This is a genomic window from Paenibacillus paridis (assembly GCF_006345825.1).
Taxonomy (GTDB): Bacteria; Bacillota; Bacilli; order Paenibacillales; family Paenibacillaceae; genus Pristimantibacillus; species Pristimantibacillus paridis.
This window is the reverse complement of the sequence record NZ_VCIX01000077.1, coordinates 81941-102419: the sequence shown is the minus strand read 5'-3', so window position 1 is coordinate 102419 and position 20479 is coordinate 81941. Positions and strand designations below refer to the sequence as shown.

Here is a 20479-nt window from a genome sequence, read left to right as displayed (position 1 = left end):
TGGCTAGCATGGCGCTTCTCCAGTAATGTATAGCTATAGGATCGTTAACTGATAAGAGGAGTGAGCAGATTGAGCAATAAGAACGAGCGTTCACGCGTTTGGGAGGAAGTCGTTCAAATTCCAACCTATGGCGTCGGCAAACCCGATAAAAATCCAATGTTCCTAGAGAAGCGGGTCTATCAGGGCAGTTCAGGAAAAGTGTATCCGCATCCGGTCATTGACAAAATTGACGATGAGAAAGCGCCTCAGCCCTATAAGCTGGCCATACTTGAAAACGAATATTTGCGAATTGAGATCATGCCCGAAATTGGCGGACGGATCTACCGCGCTGTAGATAAAACCAATCAATATGATTTCGTTTATTACAACCAGGTCATTAAACCGGCGCTTGTTGGCTTAGCCGGCCCCTGGATCTCAGGAGGTATCGAGTTCAATTGGCCGCAGCATCACCGTCCGAATACTTTCGGACCCGTCGAATACCGCCTAGCGGAAAATGAGGACGGCAGCGCAACTGTGTGGGTAAGCGAGATTGATCGAATGTATGGAACGAAAGTAACTGCAGGCTTTACACTGCATCCGGGGAAAGCTTATTTGGAAATCCATGCCCAACTGTATAATCGTACGCCTGAGCCGCAAACCTTCCTATGGTGGGCTAACCCGGCGGTTGCGGTCAATGACCATACCCAATCCGTATTTCCTCCGGATGTGCATGCGGTATTTGACCACGGTAAACGTGATGTATCGAAGTTCCCGATCGCCACAGGCACTTACTACAAGATGGATTATTCCGACGGTGTCGATATTTCACGTTACAAAAACATTCCGGTTCCAACCTCTTACATGGCTTACAAATCGGATTATAATTTTGTAGGCGGATATGATCATTCCGTCCAAGCCGGACTTCTGCATGTAGCCAATCATCATATTTCGCCGGGCAAGAAGCAATGGACCTGGGGAAACGGGGAGTTTGGCCAAGCCTGGGACCGCAGCTTAACGGATGAGGATGGTCCTTACATCGAGCTCATGACGGGCGTATATACCGATAATCAGCCAGATTTCACATGGCTGCAGCCCTATGAAGAAAAATCATTTAAGCAATATTTTATGCCTTACAAAAATATCGGCGTCGTCAAAAACGCGACCATTGAAGCGGCTGTCAATTTAGAGGTGGACCAGAAGGAATCGAAAGCGACGATTCAAGCCTATGCGACTTCATTAGTCGAAGGGGCGACGATCGAGCTGAAGAGCAATCGAAGGGTATACGTGCAGGAAACCACAAGCTTGTCGCCAAGCATGACGTTCATCTTGCATGCGCCACTTCATGCAGACGATCAGGAATATGATTTGCGGCTGACAGTTAAGGATGCAGCTGGCCGCGTACTCGTAAGTTACCAGCCGAAGAAGCCGGGCATCGAAGAGCTGCCTGATGCAGCCAAGCCGCTACCGGAGCCGCAACAGCTGAAAACAAACGAGCAGTTGTATCTGGCAGGACTCCATTTGGAGCAATACCGCCATGCAACCTTTGAGCCCGAAGCTTATTATTTGGAAGGACTAAAACGAGATGAAACGGATATCCGTATCAATGTTGCCTATGGAACGCTGCTGCTGCGTAGGGGACTATTCGTCGAAAGCGAGGCTCATTTCCATACAGCCATTAGCAGCCTTACCTGGAGAAACCCCAATCCGTATGATAGCGAAGCTTACTATCAGCTTGGTGTATCCCTAAAGCATCAAGGGAAATTAGAAGAGGCGTTCGCTGCCTTTTACAAAGCCGTTTGGTCAGCAGAGTGGCAGGATAGCGGTTACTTCTCTTTGGCGCAAATTGCTTCTGAGAAAGGCGCATATGAAGAAGCGCTTGAACTTGCAGAGCGCTCATTGATCCGTAATTCCCGCAACTACAAAGCGAGGGATCTGAAAACTGCCCTGCTTCGGCGCCTTGGAAGGTTAGCGGAAGCCGCAGCGTATGCAACCGAAACGCTGAAGCTGGATATTGCTGATTTTGGGGCATATCACGAATTGTTTTTGGCAAGCAAAGAAGCTGGTAATGAAGCCATTGCGACGAAAGCACTGCAGGACTTAACGGCAATTATGCGGGGAGACGCCCATAACCATCTGGCGCTTGCCTATGATTATGCAGGAGCGGGCTTGTATGAGGAAGCGAACCAAGTGCTGCATTTCCTAGCGGCGGATGAGCATGCGAACGTATATCCGATGATTCATTTCGCCCTTGCATACAGTTATGGAAAACGTGGACAAGGCGAGCTAGCGGCACGGTATTTAAAAGCTGGAAATGCAGTATCGCCAGATTATTGCTTCCCTAACAGCTTATTTGATCTGCTGGTTCTGCAACATGCTGTCGAAGTGCGGCCGGAAGATGCCAAAGCGTATTATTTCCTGGGTAATTTTTACTACGACAAGAAGCGCCACCAAGATGCTGTTACTCACTGGGAGCAATCCATCGCGAAGGATGCTTCCTACTCTGTGGCTCACCGTAATCTAGCGCTAGCTTATTTCAATAAACGAAACGAAGCAGGCAAAGCCCGCAAATCGCTTGAAGCCGCTTTTGCCTGTGATCAGTCCGATGCACGTGTCTTCTACGAGCTGGATCAGCTCTATAAGAAAATAGACATCGAACCGGAGCAGCGTTTGGCTGCACTGGAACAGCATAGGGAGCTGGTTCATGCGAGAGATGACCTGTATTTGGAATATGTCACGCTGCACAATGCACTGGGACGCCATCAGGAAGCAGCCGTGCTGCTTGCATCACGCAGCTTCCATCCATGGGAGGGAGGAGAAGGAAAGACGCTCGGTCAATATGTGCTTGCTCATGTTGAACAGGCGAAAATTGCAATCTCCGGGCAGCAGTATGTTGAAGCGGAGCAACTGCTTCGGAAAGCGCTAGCCAATCCTGAAAATCTGGGCGAAGCCAAGCTGGCCGGCGCACAGGAAAACAATGTGTATTACTATCTGGGCTGTGCTCTCGAGGGACTTGGACAGTTAACGGAAGCAGAGGAAGCATTCAGAATAGCTTCCCAAGGATTAGAGGAGCCGGCAAGCGCGATGTATTATAATGACCAGCCGCCGGAAATGATTTTTTATCAGGGACTGGCTTGGCAAAAGCTTAACAACAGCAAGGAGGCGAAGCGTCGCTTTAACAAGCTGATTGATTTCGCAGAGAAGCATTTGTTCGATGATGTCAAAATTGATTATTTTGCTGTATCTCTGCCTGATTTCCTCGTCTTCGATGAAGATTTGAATAAACGGAACATCATTCATTGCCGCTTTATGATGGGGCTAGGCTTGCTTGGCCTAGAGCAGCAGAAGCAAGCTGGTGAGCAATTTGAGCTTGCGATTGCCATGGATCGCAGCCATCAAGGGGCAGCTATCCACAAACGACTGACTTTAAAATAATATAACAGCGGTGTTCATTGGTTACACGCCAATTGAGCGCCGCATGTTTGTTTGGCGATATGCGGTATTTTGACGATAGGCGGCATATGGAGAGGAAGGATTGAATGAATACAAGGCTCATCGTTGGATTGACAGAAGCTTGGCAGTTTCAAACGGATGTTGATCGCAGAGGCATAAGTCAGCAATGGTATAATACCGGCTTGCCGGAAGCACGAAGCGTGCAAATCCCGCATACGTGGAATGTTGATCAAGGTTTTGAAGATTATCGAGGCCTGGCATGGTACTCCTATGAACTTGAAATATCGGAAGCTTGGCAAGGGAAGCTGCTTCGTATGCAATTTGATGCTATTTATCGTGATGCAGACGTTTGGTTGAACGGACAAAAGGTGGGTGCCCATTATCACTCTGGCTACACGGCTTTTGTGCTGGATATAACTCCTTATGTGCGCTATGGACAGGCCAATCGATTGGTCGTGTCCGTAAATAACGAAAATAGCGAACTGGCGCTGCCGATTCAAAACAGCTTTGATTGGGCAGATGACGGCGGTATTATCCGTGACGTATCGCTAATTGTGTCGGGAATGACAGCGATCGATTATTTGAAAATCGATGCCATTCCTTTTTTCGCTGACCATAGTACGGCTGTAAAATCAGGAACGATTCAAGGTGAGGCAAGGTTATGGGGGGAAGCGACCGAAAACAATCTCCCAATCACTGTGAAATTGTTGATTTGGCACGAGAGTAAGCTCATTGCGAGTGACGAGTACGATATATTGGCGGATAAAGGCATGCTTCAATTGAAGCCGCTTATCATTGCGCAGCCAGAGCTATGGCATTTTGACCACCCTCATTTGTATACGGTCCAAATCATACTTTTATCGGATGGATTAGCAACGGATCAGCTTAGTTTGGATGTGGGCTTTCGTGAACTTAAGACGGTTGGGAACGAGCTTCTGCTTAACCGTGAACCTGTCCGCTTAATGGGCGTAGAATGGATGCCCGGTTCGCATCCGGATAAAGGCATGGCGGAGACGGAAGCAGATCTCATCGAGGTTTTGAAGCAAATCAAGCATGCAAACTGTGTCATAACAAGATTCCACTGGCAGCAAAGCAGTCGTTTGCTCGACTGGTGCGACCGCAACGGGCTGCTAGTTCAAGAAGAAATCCCCCATTGGCAGCAGCCTAGCGAGCCCGATGACCATTTGCTTGTCATCGCTAAGCAGCATGCAGAAGAAATGATTACGAGGCATTACAATCATCCTTGCATCTATGCATGGGGAATGGGCAATGAAGTCAATGGGCAGGATGCCCAAACGATCAGGTATATGGAGCAATTGAAGCAATATGTTCTTACGCTCGACGGGAACAGACTCATCAATTATGTGAGCAACTCGGTACATTTCAAGCCGGAAAGCGATGCGACTGGCGTTGGCGATCTATTGATGTGGAACGATTACATCGGTACTTGGCATGGGGAATTGGATATGGAGGAGGTCATTCATAGCATTGACGAAGCCTTTCCCGATAAGCCTCTAGTCGTGGCCGAATATGGCTTGTGTGAGCCTGCGTACACAGGAGGGGACCCGAGACGCATTAAGATTTTGCAGGAGAAGACCAAAGAATACCGGAAGCATAAAGGGATAGCCGCGCTTATATTTTTCAGTTTAAATGACTATCGCACGCAAATGGGGGAGGAAGGCTCTGGAAGGCTGCGCCAAAGAGTGCATGGCACGACCGATGTATACGGCAAGCCGAAGCCATCCTATCAAGCGCTTCGAGAAATAGGTGCACCCCTCTCATTGCAAGAATGGTTTATGGAAGATGATCTGACGTTAACAATGGTACTCAGCAACCGAAATGATATTCCAAGCTATTCGATTAGCGGATATCAATTGGTTTTGGCTATGGAAAAGGGGACGGAAACGATGTTAGATATTCCACCACTAGCTCCAGGCGACAGTTGCCAATTGTCATTGCCCGTCCACAAGGCATCGTTGCTTGACACTTGTTTTTATTCCATTAACAGGCCTACCGGATTTTCCGCTGCGAATGGTCTATTGCCGATTTCGGTACGCGAGCAGCTAGAAAGGGAAGTAAGGTTGGATTAGCAACCAATATGTTGTGAATGTGCCCTATATGGAGCGTTAGGGGTTTGATACGATAGCAAGAGAGTACGACTATTAGCGATTTGGAGGTACTCTCTCTTGCAGCTAGCGATTGAAGCAAGCCAGCGCTCGGAATGGAGATGGCCATGCGCTGCCTGCGATGCTGGTTTGCAAATACAATAATCAATGACGATTGATCACATTAGGAGGCATTTCTCATATGACCACGTACTCGTTAAAGCTGGATGGTCCGAACAAAGAAATTAAGCCGGGCAAGCTGTCAGGCAGCAAAGGCACGAACCCGAAAGGGGAGAGCTTCGGATTTACGAATTTTTATATGCTGCGCAACGGGCTGCCGATTATTCCTGTTGTAGGTGAATTTCATTTCTCTCGTTTCTCCTATCTTCACTGGGAGGAAGAGCTGCTTAAAATGAAAGCAGGCGGCGTCAACGTCATCGCGACGTATATCTTCTGGAACTACCATGAGGAAGAAGAAGGAATCTTCGACTGGAGCGGCAATCGGAATCTGCGGCATTTTGTGGATCTGTGCGCAAAGCTGGAGCTGCCGCTTGTCCTGCGTATTGGACCATTCTGCCACGGCGAGGTCAGAAACGGAGGCATTCCGGATTGGGTGTTCGGCAAGCCGCTTGAAATACGCTCCAATGACGAGCTGTATTTATTTTATGCGAAGCGCCTGTATCGCCAAATCGCGAAGCAGGTCAAGGGGGCCATGTTCGAGGAGGGCGGACCCGTTATTGCAGTTCAGCTGGAAAACGAATATATGCACTGCGGCGCACCGCTCGACTCCTGGGGCTACAAAGCAGGCGTATTTATGTCTTCGGGTAAAGGCGGCAACGAGCATTTGGCCGAGCTTCGCCGCCTAGCAGAGGAGGCAGGCATGACGCCAATGTTCTTCACGGCAACCGCATGGGGTGGAGCAGCCGTGCCAGAGTCGGATACGCTTCCGATGCTGGCAGGCTACGCCTACACGCCGTGGATTCCGAATCAGCCGCCAAGCGGTGAATATATTTACCGGGATCTTCATGTCAAGCCGGCGGAAGGCGTCAATTATGATACGCTGGATTATCCGGTTGCCTATTGCGAGATGGCTGGCGGCATGCAGGTCAGCTATACGGCCCGTCCGAACGTCAGCCCGGAAAGCGTCGAGGCGATGACGCTCGTAAAGCTGGCAAGCGGCAGCAACTTGCTTGGTTATTACATGTATCATGGCGGCTCCAATCCACGGGGCAAGCATGGTTATCTTAATGAATATGGCCTTCCGAAAATCACCTATGACTACCAATCGCCGCTTGGCGAGTTTGGACGCGTCGGCAAATCCTATGACCGGATTCGTTCCCTTTCATTATTCATGGATGCCTTCGGAGACATTCTTGCACCGATGGGAACGGTATTGCCTGAAGGGCAAGACAGCATCCATCCTGAGGATACGGAGTCGATGCGCTGGTGTGTGCGGCAGAAGGACGGAGCGGGCTTCCTCTTCCTGAATAACTTCCAGGACCATTTGGAGCTTCCTGATCGGGAAGCCGTTCGGATTGAACTGGATACTGCGAAGGGCAAGGTATCCTTCCCACATAATGGCACGCTTACGCTGAAGCAGGACGTCAGCGCCGTGCTGCCGTTTAATCTAGAGCTTGCGGGCGCATTGCTCGTTGCAGCTACTGTACAGCCTTTAACCAAGCTGAACGTGAAGGGAATACCTCTCTTTGTTTTTTATGCACAGCAAGGCCTTGCTCCAGAGCTGGTATTCAGCCGTTCCACCGTTGCTGCCATATCCAACGAATCGGCAAAGGTGGAGCTCGAAGAAAGTGTTTTTGTAGTTACTCCGCAAATCGGCAAGCAGCATGCCATTACGTTAAACCTGACAAGCGGCGAGCAGGTGCAAGTAATTGTTCTCTCCCGTGATGAGGCGCTCTCAACGTATAAGTTCCGCATTTGGGGCGAGGACAGGCTCGTGCTCAGCGACAGCCGTCTTTATGTCAAGGATGAGCGAATAGTATCTACTTCCGAGGGCAGCGCAAGCTGGAGCGTTTCCATCTGCCCAGCATTGCCGGACGGCGCTTTGCAGGCAAGCCAAGGCAAGTCCACCGGTCAGCAGGATGGTTTGTTCCATACTGTAAATATTGAAGTCCCAGCCTATACGCCGACACTTACCGTGAACAAGCCGCTGGAGCGAAGCGCACTCGTCCAAGTGGACACGAATTGGCCTAGCCAGGTATCGGATTTGTTCCTGCAGGTTGAATACGATGGTGATGTTGCCGGCGCATATCTCGACAATCAGCTGCTGACCGATCACATCCATTACGGAGAAGCTTGGCCGATCGGACTGAAGCAGTTCAAGGATGATTTGGAGAACAAGCCGCTTCATCTATCGATTACGCCGCTTCGCAAAGGAACGGTTCATACGTTCGTCAATCAGGCGCTGGTGGAGCGGTTTGAGGGTGTGGAGATTGCCATCTTCCATCGTATCGAGCCGATTCCTTATTACACCTCCGCATTGTCCAAAGCGTTTCATTAATTCGTAAATTTATAGAAAACCGAAATCTTGGCATAAATGCCGAAATTTCGGTTTTTTTGGTTTATCGATGTCAATAATGAGGGCAGGCCAAGCGAACTGGTTGCAAAAACAGCTTAAACATTTCAATTTTGCTGGTTGAATTGAAGGATAGGTACACGTATGGTGAAGAGGGCGATAAGAAATAGAGCCACTGCCCAACGACTGACATGCAAAGGTGCGAAGCCATTATGCCCAAAATAAATCTTTTTACAAAAATCGTTGCGCTAATTATTATTATGCTCGTGCCGATTATGCTCTTTTACTTTTACTCGAATAAAACGAGTACGGACATATTAGGCGAGGAGCTGAACAAATCCAACACGAACCAGCTTGTTTTTTTTCAAAACCAGGTGGATACCAGCATTGATTCCATGGCGCTATGGCCGGATTTGCTCATTCAGGACCCGGATATTGCTTCGCTTCGGGATATATTTGCGGAGACGACCGAGCTGAATTTGGATCTGACAACCTTGATCAAGCGAATTCAGACCAAGCTTGCGATCCAGCAAAACTCATCCAAATGGCGGAGCAGCCTGCATATCTATTCGCCAATGCTGCACCGGGACATATCAGATAATGACGTTATCCGTTATGACGATGCGGATCTGAAGCAAAGATTAAAGCCCGGCTGGCAAGTGAAGCCGACGGAAGACAGCCAGACAGGGCCATTCGTGTTCTCTCGTTATGCGGTAACGCCTTATTCCAGCTACTTGGACCCGAGCGGCTCCAATCTGATTATCGAGGTGCAGTTCTACAGCTCGAGCATCAAGGATATGCTGGACAAATTCAAGAGCGACGGCCGGAGGGACCCTTTTTACTATATGGAGGATGTTGGCGTCATTTACAACCGCTCTGCAGACAAGGAGCTGACGAACCATGTCATTGATCTGTTGAACAGCGAGCCGCTGCAGGATATGGAGAGCCGGAATTTGAAGGTAGGGGAAGAAAAGTATTTGGTCAATATCGTGAAATCGGAGACGATCGGCTGGTATTTAATCGATTACATTCCTATTTCCGAAATTATCCGTCCGATTCAAAAAACGAACCAGCTGTTCTACGTATCGATGGCAGGACTGCTGCTGCTATGCTGCACGGCCGCTTACTTGCTTTACGCCCAGGTGCAGGTGCCGATTAAACGGCTCGTTATCGGTTTTCAAAAGCTGAAAAACGGCGATTATTCGATCCGCATGAAGCCGCGCGGCAAAAGTGAGTTCGGATTTTTATATACGCGCTTCAATCTCATGGTGGAGCAAATTCAGGAGCTGTTCGAGACGGTTTACTTGGAGAAGATCCATGTGCGCGAAGCCCGGCTAAAGCAGCTGCAATCGCAAATTAATCCACATTTTTTCTATAACTGCTTCTCGTTTATTTCGAGTATGGCCAAGCTGGAGCAAAATGAGGCGGTCGTTGCGATGTCGCATCATCTGTCTAACTACTATCGGTACACGACGCGTCAGGAGCGTGAGCTGGTCTCGTTGTCCGAGGAACTCAATTTCGTGGGCAGTTACTTGGAAATCCAGAAAATGCGCATGGCGAGATTAAATTACACCATTACCGTTCCTTCGGAAATGCGCCAGCTGGATATACCGCCGCTAATGCTGCAGCCGCTAGTCGAAAATGCTGTCATTCATGGCATAGAGGCATGGTCGGACGCATCGGTAATTCGGATTACAGGGGAATGGGAAGAGGATGAAGCAAGGCTGATCGTTGAAGACGACGGCAAAGGGATGAGTGCCGAGGATATTATGATTCTGGAGCGGAAAATGCAAAACCAGATGGATGAGCAAATGGGCTGCGGGTTATGGAATGTGCACCAGCGCATGCATTTGCGCTTCCGCGGTACTGCGGGGGTGAGCTTCGCTTCCTCTGGGCTCGGCGGGCTCAAAGTCACCATTACTTGGTCAACAGCTTAGATAGAAAAGGGGAAATCAAATGATCGAAATCCTATTGATCGACGATGAGTCTTACGTGACAGGGAGCCTGGAGAAAACGATACCGTGGTCCTCTTTTGGCGTGAAAAGCGTGTATCAGGCAGCTTCGGCCTTCGAAGCTTTAGAGCTGTTGGAGGAAAATGCGATTGATATTGTCGTGACCGATATTGCGATGCCGGAAATGAATGGGCTCGAGCTTATTCAGGAAATTGGCGAGCGGTGGCCGCATATTAAATGTATTTTGCTAACGGGACATTCCGATTTTCAATATGCCAAAAAAGCGGTGCAGCTGCAGGCCTTTGATTATATTTTGAAGCCGGTAAACGACGACGAATTCGTGAAAACCGTGTCAGGCGCTATTGAAGCTCTTAAGGATGAATGGGAGCAAGCAGAAAAATATCAGCAGCTGATGTACGACCGTAAATCGGATTTTAAAGTGCTGCGCGCGAACTTTATGGTGGACTTGGTACTCGGCAGGCAGCTATCGCCGAAGACGATCAAGGAGAAGCTGTCGCAATACGAGATTTCCCTTGTTATGGAACGTCCTACGGTAATGATGCTCGTACAGCTGGGCAAGCAGTTTTCCCATTTGGATTACAGCTCTGTCTCGCTGATGGAATTTGCGGTTGGCAATATTGCGGAGGAGTCGTTCGCGAACGATTTCCATGTGTGGCATTGCAAGGCTCCCCATGAATATTTGCTCATTATGGCCCAGCCCAAATCAGAGCCTGGCGAGAAAATGGATTATAGCTCAGAGAGCAGACAATCGCGGAAAGCTAAGCTGGCGGAAGCGGCGAAGAAGCTTCGTACGAATGTCAGCAGTTATCTCAAAGGAGATATATCCATCGTCGTGACCGATTGGTTTGAGTTTCCTGATGCGATTACGACGGCGTACCGTGCCGGTCTAGGCACTATGTTCCAAATTGCCAATGAAGAGCAGCATGCGATTCATTATTTGGAGGACCGGGCAGGCAAAGATACGACCTTTGTTAAATCGATGGAGAGCTTATATAAGCCGCCAACGCTGATTACTTTGCTGGAGTCGAAGCGCTGGGATGCGGTTGAGCAGAAAATCAAGGATGTTTTTGCCGATTTGAAGCAAACTCGTTATTCCAGGGAGCATCTGTATGAGGTCTATTTGGCGCTGACGAATGCCTTTATGTACATTGCGCACCGGCAGGGGCAATATGTATCGCAAATTAACGAGCTGGGCATCGATTTTATTTTGGACCAGATGATTGTGTTGTCCCCTGAGCGGCTTGAGGATTGGTCGATCGGCGTGCTTCGTAAGCTCGAGAGGGAGCTGTCCGTGAATGAGGAGAGCGCCAAGAGCTTCATCGTTAAGCAAGTGCAGGAAATCGTGGCGAACAATTTAAGCCAGGATACGACCGTAAAGACGATCGCGGACCGCGTGTTTTTGCATCCGGTATACCTCTCGAAAGTATTTAAGGCAGAAACGGGAGAAAGTCTAAGCGAGTGGATTATTGGCATGAAAATGGAGCGAGCACTCTACTTGCTCAAAAACACGAACAAGAAGATCTATGAGATTACGAGTGAGCTCGGGTACCAGAATCCGCAATATTTTAGCAAAACGTTCAAAAAGTATTATGGGATGACGCCTCAGGAGTTCCGCGAGCAGTAAAGTAGTTGCAAAAGGTGCTGATATGTTCGCTTTGTGTCATAGGCTGGAGCTGCGGCTCCCCCTATAATTGAACATGTAGAACATAATCATGAGGGGGATTACAATGAATACGAAATCCAAAAAACGGTTCGCGTTTACGCTATGCATGCTTCTTATCGTATCAGCCATTGTCGGCTGTTCCAATAGCGGCAACAAGGCTGAGCCGTCGAATACGGCGAATGGAAACGCTGCTGCGAGCAATGAGGAAAACCCTTACAAAGAGAAATATGATCCTCCGGTAACGATTTCCACCGCTTGGGGCGTAGATCCGGCGCTTACGTTCCGCGAAGGCGAAACGATTGAAAATAACGTGGCGACGAAATGGGCGCTTGATACGCTTGGCATTAAAGTAGATTCCTTATGGTCCGTAACGGATACCAATGGAGCCTTTGCTACAAAAATGCGCCTGGCGATGTCCTCGGGCCAAAAAATGCCGGACATTGCCGTTGTCAACGACAAGCTGCTTGCGCAGGATTTAATTGATTCGGGCATGTTCCAGGATGCTGGAGCGCTATTTGATAAATATGCTGGCGAGAAATGGAAGGAAGCGATGAACCTTGATCCGGGCGTATGGAACGCTTATGTCAATGACGGCAAACGTATGGGTATTCCATTGCTTGATTATGCATACAACTCGGATTACCTGCTTTGGATTCGCCAAGACTGGCTGGATAAGCTGAATCTTCAAGCTCCGAAAACGATCGCTGAGCTTGAAGCCGTGATGGAAGCGTTCAAGAACAACAACCCGCAAGGCTTGGCACCGGACAAAGTCGTGCCGCTAAGCGTGGGCTTCAAAACATCGATGAGCACTTGGATGGGCGACCCTTCTTGGGTATTTGGCGCTTACGGCACACTGCCATCGCAGTGGAACCTGGCAGCAGACGGAACGCTTGAATATGGCTCCACGAACGCGGGCATCAAGCAAGGCCTGATCAAGCTGAAAGAATGGCGCGACAAAGGGTATATCCCGCAGGAAGCAGCGCTTTGGGATGAGAACAAAACATCGGAGCCGGCTGTAGCCGGAACGGCAGGCATTATTCCTGGACCCTACTGGATGAGCGGCTGGCCTTTGCTGGACACAGCCAAAAACGTAGAAGGCGCGGTATGGAAACCATACGCGATTCCGACTGGCGAAGACGGCACGGCGATGCGTCATGGCACTCATTTTGTAAATGGCGTTATTTTGATTAACAAAGATATGAAAAATCCGGAAGCTTTCTTTACTTACGAGAACTACTTGTTCGATAACCTTGCCGACCCGCAAGAAGGCAGCCCGTTTGAGCTAGGCGCATTCGAGGGTTATGATTATGCGCTGGATGCAAGCGGCAACCCGCTGTACTTGGATGATGTGCCAGGCGGCGCAATTACGGCACCGCTTCGCTACTTCATCGTTCGTGACGGCGCACGTATTCCTGACGCGCAGTTTAAAGCATTGCTTAATCTAGCTGAGGGCAAGGAAGCGACCACGTACCGCGAGAAAGAGGTTGTTGCGCAGTACGGTCCGGAAACGGCGCTTGCCGCAACGGTTGTCATGCAGCAAGAGGACATTTCGAAGAAGGATATGTTTGTTGGCCCATCCACCAAAACCATGAAATCTCGCATGGACTATTTGAAGAAAATCGAAGCCCAAACCTTTAATGAAATCATCTATGGCGCGAAGCCTGCGGAAGCGTTCGATGAGTTCGTGAAAAGCTGGAAATCCTCCGGCGGCGACGATATTACGAAGGAAGTTAACGAGTGGTATTCGAACGTAGCGAAATAAGCGGAATGCATGAAATACGGCCCTTGCGGGGCCGTATTTTTTTTGCGTTTTTTGAAAAAGTGGTTGCATTTGTGCCATGAATGTTGGGTTTGTTAGCTACTTCGATTTTTGCCGCGCTGATATAATTTTTATAGAAGGAACGCCGTGCATACGCGCTTCGAGAGAGGCTGATTGCGTTCTACATTTCATCCAGCGGGAGGAACAAACATGCCACAGCAGCAAACGCTTCAACCGGACGACACCTCAGGAACTGTTGTCAAATTAAAAGGAAAACCGCTGTTTTATTACCTCATAAAACAATGGCCATTTCATCTCATGGTGCTTCCATCCCTCGTCTTTCTGATCATATTCGCCTACTTGCCCATGGGCGGGCTCGTCATGGCCTTTCAAGACTATAAGCCTTGGCTCGGCCTGACAGGCTCCGAGTGGGTGGGCTTTGATCAGTTCCGTTATTTGTTCGAGAGGGAAGACAGCTTGCAGGTCATTTGGAACACATTAATCATAGCTATTTTCAAAATGGTGCTGAATTTGTTTGCGCCTTTTGTATTCGCAATTTTATTGAATGAAATCCGAAAGCAGCTCGTAAAACGTTTCGTTCAGACGCTTGTCTATTTGCCCCACTTCTTGTCATGGGTGATCTTGGGCGGCATCCTTACGGATCTGCTGTCCACGGAAGGCGGGCTTGTAAATCGGCTGCTTACGGGCGTATTCGGCATCCAGCCGATCTTCTTCCTTGGCAATGGAGACTGGTTCCGATTTACCGTTATCCTCTCGGACGTATGGAAGGAGTTCGGCTTCGGCACGGTCGTTTTCTTAGCTGCTCTCGCCAACGTTAATCCGTCGCTTTACGAAGCCGCCGAGGTCGACGGCGCCAGCCGCTGGAAGCAGACGCTTCATATTACGGTTCCATCCATGATTCCGATTGCTATTGTAGTAGGTACGCTTGCGCTAGGCAATGTACTGAACGCGGGTTTCGACCAAATCTTCAACCTGTACAATTCATTGGTTTACGCAAAGGGCGACATCATCGACACCTTCGTCTACCGCACGGCAATACTCAACGGCGAAATGGGCTTCGGTACCGCGATCGGACTGTTCAAGTCCGTGATCAGCTTCATCCTGGTCGTGATCTCTTACCGCCTAGCTTACAAATTAGCGAATTATAGAATTTTTTAGAGGTTCATGTTTTATCGCGAAACGAGCTAATACGGCTTAAGGCTGGGAGTAGCCGTTTACGCTTGAAATATAAGAGAGTATAGATTTTGGCTATATTGATGCTTATATTTCATCGCGAAACGAGCTAAAGCAGCCTAAGGCTCGCAATAGCCGTTTACGCTTGAAAACGGAGGTTATGCTGAATGTATCATAAATCATCATCCTATCGGATATTTAATACCTTTAATACGATCCTATTGATCGGTTTGGCGCTGCTTTGCGTTATTCCATTGCTGCATGTATTCGCGGTATCGCTCAGCGCCAAAGCGGCGGCTGACGCCAACATCGTTGGACTGTGGCCGGTTGATTTTACGCTTGAGGCGTACAAAAAAACAACGAGCAATCCGATCTTCCTAAACTCGATGTGGATCGCGGTAAAAAGAACAGTCATCGGAACGCTGCTAACGCTGCTATTATCCTTCTTGGCTGCATATCCGCTGTCCAAGGAAAACTCGGCTTTCCGCGGTCGTAATGTATACGCTTGGCTGTTCGTATTCACGATGCTTTTCAATGGCGGACTTGTTCCGTTCTATATGGTCATTCAAAAGATCGGCCTCATGGACAACTTCTGGGTTCTTGTGCTTCCGGGAGCGGTTAACGTATTTTTGACTATTCTGATGCTTAACTTTTTCCGCGGCGTACCCAAAGAGCTGGAGGAAGCGGCGTTAATCGACGGAGCGGGCCATTTCCGTACGCTGTTCAGCATTTACCTGCCCGTGTCTCTGCCAGCTATAGCAACGCTTGCTTTGTTCAGCATGGTGTTTCACTGGAACTCATGGTTTGACGGCTTGCTGTACATTGGCGATCCGAAGCGTTATCCGCTGGCGACCTTCCTTCAAACCGTTATTATCCAGCGCGACATGAGCTCGATGAGCATCAATCCGGCGGACTTGGCACTCATCTCCCAAAAAACAGTAAAGTCAGCCCAAATCTTCATCGGCGCTCTTCCGATCCTCATCGTATATCCGTTCCTGCAAAAGTTTTTTGTCAAAGGCTTGGTTATGGGCTCGGTTAAGGAGTAATGAAGTCCGGCTAGGGCAACACAAAAGGCATCCCTTTATAAGGGATGCCTTTTGTGTTGCTATTCAACTGAACTGTTGCTGGTGGCTGAGGCAGGACACTACAGGACAATGCATCTAAACCTGATTTTCGAGATTTGCGGGCCCGCTGCCGCAACAATTCACCCAATTAATGGGAATTTGTCCCTCTAATTTCTGGAATAACAAAACTTCTGAAGCTTAACAGGAATTTCTCCCGCTAAATGTCCCCAAAAATATGGAAAGGTAGAAAAAGCCCTGAATTAACGGGAGAAATTCCAGCTAAAAGTGAAAAACTAGCTAAATATGAATACTTAACGGGAGGAAATCCTGTTAATTGAATTTCCTCCAAACTAACTTGGCAGCCCGAACAAAAAACTAGCTCCTTCAGCCAAAACTAGATCAAATGGAAACTAATATAGACCTATAAAAGTAACTAATCTTGGACTTCTACTCTTATCCCTAAAGGTGGCAGGAAAGCACGTTATTAGTTCAAGCTGAAACGGATCAATCCAAGTCAATCTTTAAAAGTAACCCATCAATTGTTTCCCACCACTTAAGTAAAGCGTGTCCCGCAGGGAAGAAAAGCGCTCCCCCGCAAACGTAGCGGTTGAGTGCCAGAGTGAATTAAACAGAACCTGATTTTGGAAGTTGTTGGCTTGCTGCCGCAACAATTCACCCATTTAACCGGAATTTGTCCCTCTAATTTATGGAATAACAAAACTTCTGAAGCTTAACGGGAATTCCTCCCGCTAAATGACCCCAAAATAATGGAAAGGGAGAAAAAGCCCAGAATTAACGGGAGGAATTCCAGCTAAAAGCGAAAACCTAGCTAAGTTCGAATAATTAACGGGAGGAATTCCTGTTAATAAAACATGCTCCAAACTAACTTGGCAGCCCGAACAAAAAAACTAGCTCCTTCAGCCAAAATTAGCTCATAAGTAAACAAACATACATCTATAAAAGTAACTAATCTTGGACTTCTACTCGTATCACTCAACGTGGCAGGAAAGCACGTTATTAGTTCAAGCTGAAATGGATCAATTCAAGCCAGTTGTTTTTAAAAGTAACCAATCAATTTTTCCTCACCAAAGTAAAGCGTGTCCCGTAGGGAAGAAAAGCGCTCCACCGCAAACGTAGCGGTGGAGCATAAGAGTGAAGCTAATGTTACTTCAGGTGCAGGAGTCCAGAGGGCGCAGCGCCTCGGGGCCCTCCCTTGGAAGGGAGGGTTTGGGTGGGTTCGAAACGCCTTTGAAGGTTTGGTAGATAGCGCCTTTGAAGGTTTTGGTTCCCACAAGAAGTTTGGCTCCACCTTTACAAAGGTGCCCCCATCTTTTCAGCCCGCGCTGCCAAGCGCATCTCCCCCCAAGTATTCAGCATCCGGTCGGCGAAGAAGGCTCCGGCTAGGAAGAGAATGAACAGGTTCGGATAGCCATACCGTGAGAAAGCGACGAACGGTATGTAGATCACTGTAAAGTAGGTCAGCGTGAGAAGCAGGAGCAAATATGGAATATTGCGCTTCCGAATCGTTTTTACGAGCAGGTAAAGCAAGCCGGAAGTGCCGATCAACATCGCGATGACGTGAATCGTATAGACGAAGGGCAGCTGGATATCAAACACCGTTCTCCAATAGTAAGGTCCGAGATACAGCCCTTTTACTTTTTCAACGGTATACCATTTCAAATAATCCATGGGCTGGTTGGTGAAGCCGTAACGCATAATTTTTTTAGCGGTTTCGGCCATGGAATCGTCTGATCCGACGAACAGGCTGGCACGGTCGCCCGCATATTCCGGATGAGCATCGAAGAAAGGCTGGGCCGGAGCAGCGTTGTTGATTAGAGCCCCAAGCAGCATGGGGTTGCCCGCCGATTTGGTGAACGGGATAAACTCGTCAAAAGTAACGTAGTTGCGAATCCACCAAGGACAGAGCAGCAGTACCATCGTAATGGAAATGACAACGGTATGCTTGACGATCGTTTTCCAGGATACCTTGTTGAATAGCCATAGAATAAATAACACGACGGGAAAAAGTCCGGTATGCGGTTTGAAATAGCAACCCATGATCACAAGGACAGCTACAATTATGTAATGCTTCGTTTGATTGCTCTTCAAGGCGATCAGGCTGAAGCAGATCAAAAGGATAAAAATGGTCGTGAACAAAGTCTCGGACAAGATAACGCCGGAAGAGAAATAATTAGGCAGGTAAAGTGCGGTCGCGATACTCGCGATCAAAGCGGCTCTGCTGTTAAACATGTAATTGGCGATCACAAAAATCAGATAAACGGAAAAAGCCTGGAGCAGCACTTGTAAAAGGCGGAACGCAATGACGGCGGCTTCGCCTTGTCCGAATATCAGCATCAAGCCTGCGAGCACAAAGGGCATGCCGGGCATAATGAAGGTGGACGGCGATTCGCCGCTGTTGTAAGCAAGCGTGTGCTGGTTCAATAAAATTTTTGCGCTATTCACGTATTTTACATCATCATTATTTAGCTTCTCATAAGAGCCCAGCAAAAAATGATCCCCATAAATCAGCACGGATGCCGAGCTGACGGCTATCACGAAAGCAACGATCACCCAAAGGGCAGTTTTAACAGGTTTGGATACTTGGCTTAGATTAAACAAAAAAGACACACCTCTCGAATTGTATTTCTCTGTTATTGGAGCTATTCATCCCTACGGATAAGTATAACGTATAAATTGCCAAAAATGTTCCAAATGACCATTGGAAGGCTTTGATTATTTTAGCCGCCTGTACACTCCCGTACAATTGCTAGAATGCCTCTTTACATATAGTAAGATGAGGTGAGTGCAGCGTGTATAAGAAAAAATACAAAAGCCGGAATATAAGAGGAAAGCTGCGTGTTTGCCAATACTTAGCCGCGCAAAGAAATCTCAAATCTTATGTGCCTCATACTGTTTCTTTCAGCCGTGACCACTTGCAAAGCATGCTTAACCGTTTTGCTACGCTTTATGTCAAGCCTGACATAGGGTCGCTAGGAATGGGGATCTTTAAGATCATAAGTACGGAAGACGGCTACGAATTATATGAAATTGTTAAGAAGAAGCAGCTCCGACATAGGTATGAAACCGTATCGTCGCTCCACGACCGAATAAAAAAGATGAAATCATCGAAGCTCATTATCCAGCAGGGCATTTCGTTAGACAAAGTGAATGGCTGTCCTTATGACATTCGGGCAATGGTTCAGCGAAAGCCTCGCGGTTCATGGGTTTGTACCGGTTTTATGGTGAAGGTAGGCGCAAGGCATAAAATCGTCACTAATTATCATCAAGGCGGAGACATCTATTCGATGAAAAAGCTGGGGCGCGAGCAGGGCATTTCCGAAGCGGAGACAGCCAGCCGGGTCAAACAGCTTACCCGCGTGGCGATGCAAATCTCGCGCACGCTCAGCAAGAAGCGCTCCGGCATGCATGAGCTGGGCATCGACTTCGCTTATGATAAAAAACAACAGCTGTGGGTGCTCGAAGTAAATTCGAACCATCCGCAATTCCATCCTCTCAAGAAGCTTGACCCTACCGCCTACCAAAACATGAAGCGTTTCGCAGCCAGCTACGGCAGGCGGGACGCCAAATAGCCGTCCAAAAGCAGCAGATCAGGGAGAGCAGCCCCGATCTGCTGCTTTTTTGCATATATAAATGATTGCGCTTACCTCAATGATTGAAAAGTATCATTTTTAGTTGTTCAGTTAGCTATTAGTCGAATTGGTATAACGATAGAATACAAGAAGAACAACAAGAGCAAGGGGGATTGAAGAGTGGCACAGCTTTCCATTGATGAAGAACTAATACGGAAACCAAAAACTAAAAATGCGTTTGTGCGATTTGCGAAACAGCTGGACATTCAAATGATGGTGTTGCCTGCATTGCTGCTTATCATTGTGTTTAGCTACATTCCTATGTATGGTGTATTGATGGCTTTTCAAGATTACAGCATCTTCAAAGGTTTTATGGCCAGCGAATGGGTCGGGTTAAAGCATTTCGAAATGTTCTTCAACTCGCCGGAGTTTTTTAAGGTCATGCGCAATACAGTGATCATCAGCTTGCTGAAATTTTGCATTGGATTTCCGGCGCCTATCGTGCTGGCGCTTATGCTGAACGAAGTGAAAAACATGATGTTCAAGCGACTCGTGCAAACGGTCAGCTACCTGCCGCACTTTATGTCCTGGGTTATCGTCGCAGGCTTGATCATGTCGATGCTCTCGACGGATAATGGCAGCGTTAATATTTTGCTTGAGAAAATGAATTTTATCGAGGAGCCTATCAACTTCCTGTCGCTTCCGGAAATGTTCTGGTCGATCCTCGTATCGACGGGCGTATGGAAGGAAATCGGCTTTGGTTCCATCGTATACCTTGCTGCTATCGCCAGCATTGATCCAAGCATGTACGAAGCGGCATCGATGGATGGCGCGAGCAAGTTTAAGCAAATTTTCTTGATTACCCTACCTTCGATTATGCCGGTTGTGCTGATCTTCATGATTTTGGCCATTGGCAATCTATTGAACGCAGGTTTCGAGGACATTCTCCTGCTGGCCGTCAATCCCGTACTGAGGGATGTCTCGGATGTTATCGACACCTATGTTTATCGAGTCGGTATTCAAAGCTCAAGATATTCATACGCCACTGCGGTTGGCCTCTTCAAAGCGGTAATCAGCGTTGGACTACTGACGATGGCGAACTATCTGGCACGCAGAGCCGGCAGCAGCTTATGGTAAACAAAAGAATTAGCCCGGAAAGGCGGAGGATG

General features: G+C 48.2%; 11 protein-coding genes. 10 read left to right on the top strand and 1 reads right to left on the bottom strand.

Translation table 11 applies throughout. The features are described from left to right. Positions 1 to 69 precede the first annotated feature (69 nt). From FJQ58_RS08040 to FJQ58_RS08005, 8 genes are all read left to right on the top strand, one after another. Positions 70 to 3411 (top strand): DUF5107 domain-containing protein, encoded by a 3342-nt coding sequence (locus FJQ58_RS08040; RefSeq protein WP_238403892.1) that lies wholly within the window; start codon positions 70 to 72, stop codon positions 3409 to 3411. Positions 3412 to 3515: 104 nt separating this feature from the next. After that, entirely contained in the window at positions 3516 to 5519 is a 2004-nt protein-coding gene (locus tag FJQ58_RS08035) for a glycoside hydrolase family 2 protein (protein ID WP_139992094.1), read from the top strand. A 217-nt stretch (positions 5520 to 5736) separates the two neighbouring features. Further along, complete coding sequence (locus FJQ58_RS08030; protein WP_139992092.1) at positions 5737 to 8052, top strand: beta-galactosidase; 2316 nt, start codon at positions 5737 to 5739, stop codon at positions 8050 to 8052. Positions 8053 to 8279: 227 nt separating this feature from the next. Beyond that, positions 8280 to 10004 (top strand): sensor histidine kinase, encoded by a 1725-nt coding sequence (locus FJQ58_RS08025; RefSeq protein WP_139992090.1) that lies wholly within the window; start codon positions 8280 to 8282, stop codon positions 10002 to 10004. A 19-nt stretch (positions 10005 to 10023) separates the two neighbouring features. After that, on the top strand, positions 10024 to 11664 hold the full coding sequence (locus tag FJQ58_RS08020; protein WP_139992088.1) for a response regulator: 1641 nt from the start codon (positions 10024 to 10026) through the stop codon (positions 11662 to 11664). 103 nt (positions 11665 to 11767) lie between these two features. Continuing rightward, positions 11768 to 13465: a type 2 periplasmic-binding domain-containing protein gene (locus tag FJQ58_RS08015; RefSeq protein ID WP_202915232.1), complete on the top strand. Its 1698-nt coding sequence runs from the start codon at positions 11768 to 11770 to the stop codon at positions 13463 to 13465. Between the two features lie 315 nt (positions 13466 to 13780). Continuing rightward, positions 13781 to 14641, top strand: a complete 861-nt coding sequence (locus FJQ58_RS08010; protein WP_139992159.1) for an ABC transporter permease — start codon at positions 13781 to 13783, stop codon at positions 14639 to 14641. Between the two features lie 182 nt (positions 14642 to 14823). Next, complete coding sequence (locus FJQ58_RS08005; protein WP_139992086.1) at positions 14824 to 15702, top strand: carbohydrate ABC transporter permease; 879 nt, start codon at positions 14824 to 14826, stop codon at positions 15700 to 15702. Positions 15703 to 17031: 1329 nt separating this feature from the next. Here FJQ58_RS08005 and FJQ58_RS08000 read toward each other — a convergent pair. Beyond that, the gene (locus FJQ58_RS08000; RefSeq protein ID WP_139992084.1) at positions 17032 to 18339 is read right to left on the bottom strand and encodes an ArnT family glycosyltransferase; all 1308 of its coding nucleotides are present in this window, start codon (positions 18337 to 18339) and stop codon (positions 17032 to 17034) included. 191 nt (positions 18340 to 18530) lie between these two features. On the opposite strand from FJQ58_RS08000, the gene FJQ58_RS07995 reads away from it, so the two are divergent. Next, positions 18531 to 19310 carry a YheC/YheD family protein gene (locus FJQ58_RS07995; RefSeq protein WP_139992082.1) on the top strand — a complete coding sequence of 260 codons (780 nt, stop codon included), beginning with the start codon at positions 18531 to 18533 and terminating at the stop codon, positions 19308 to 19310. 180 nt (positions 19311 to 19490) lie between these two features. After that, on the top strand, positions 19491 to 20447 hold the full coding sequence (locus FJQ58_RS07990) for an ABC transporter permease (RefSeq protein ID WP_139992080.1): 957 nt from the start codon (positions 19491 to 19493) through the stop codon (positions 20445 to 20447). Positions 20448 to 20479: the final 32 nt, after the last annotated feature.

Bases quoted from the DNA above. Each gene is read 5' to 3' on its own strand.
- FJQ58_RS08035 (WP_139992094.1), top strand. From the start codon at position 3,516: ATGAATACAAGGCTCATCGTTGGATTGACAGAAGCTTGGCAGTTTCAA.
- FJQ58_RS08030 (WP_139992092.1), top strand. From the start codon at position 5,737: ATGACCACGTACTCGTTAAAGCTGGATGGTCCGAACAAAGAAATTAAG.
- FJQ58_RS08025 (WP_139992090.1), top strand. From the start codon at position 8,280: ATGCCCAAAATAAATCTTTTTACAAAAATCGTTGCGCTAATTATTATT.
- FJQ58_RS08020 (WP_139992088.1), top strand. From the start codon at position 10,024: ATGATCGAAATCCTATTGATCGACGATGAGTCTTACGTGACAGGGAGC.
- FJQ58_RS08015 (WP_202915232.1), top strand. From the start codon at position 11,768: ATGAATACGAAATCCAAAAAACGGTTCGCGTTTACGCTATGCATGCTT.
- FJQ58_RS08010 (WP_139992159.1), top strand. From the start codon at position 13,781: ATGGTGCTTCCATCCCTCGTCTTTCTGATCATATTCGCCTACTTGCCC.
- FJQ58_RS08005 (WP_139992086.1), top strand. From the start codon at position 14,824: ATGTATCATAAATCATCATCCTATCGGATATTTAATACCTTTAATACG.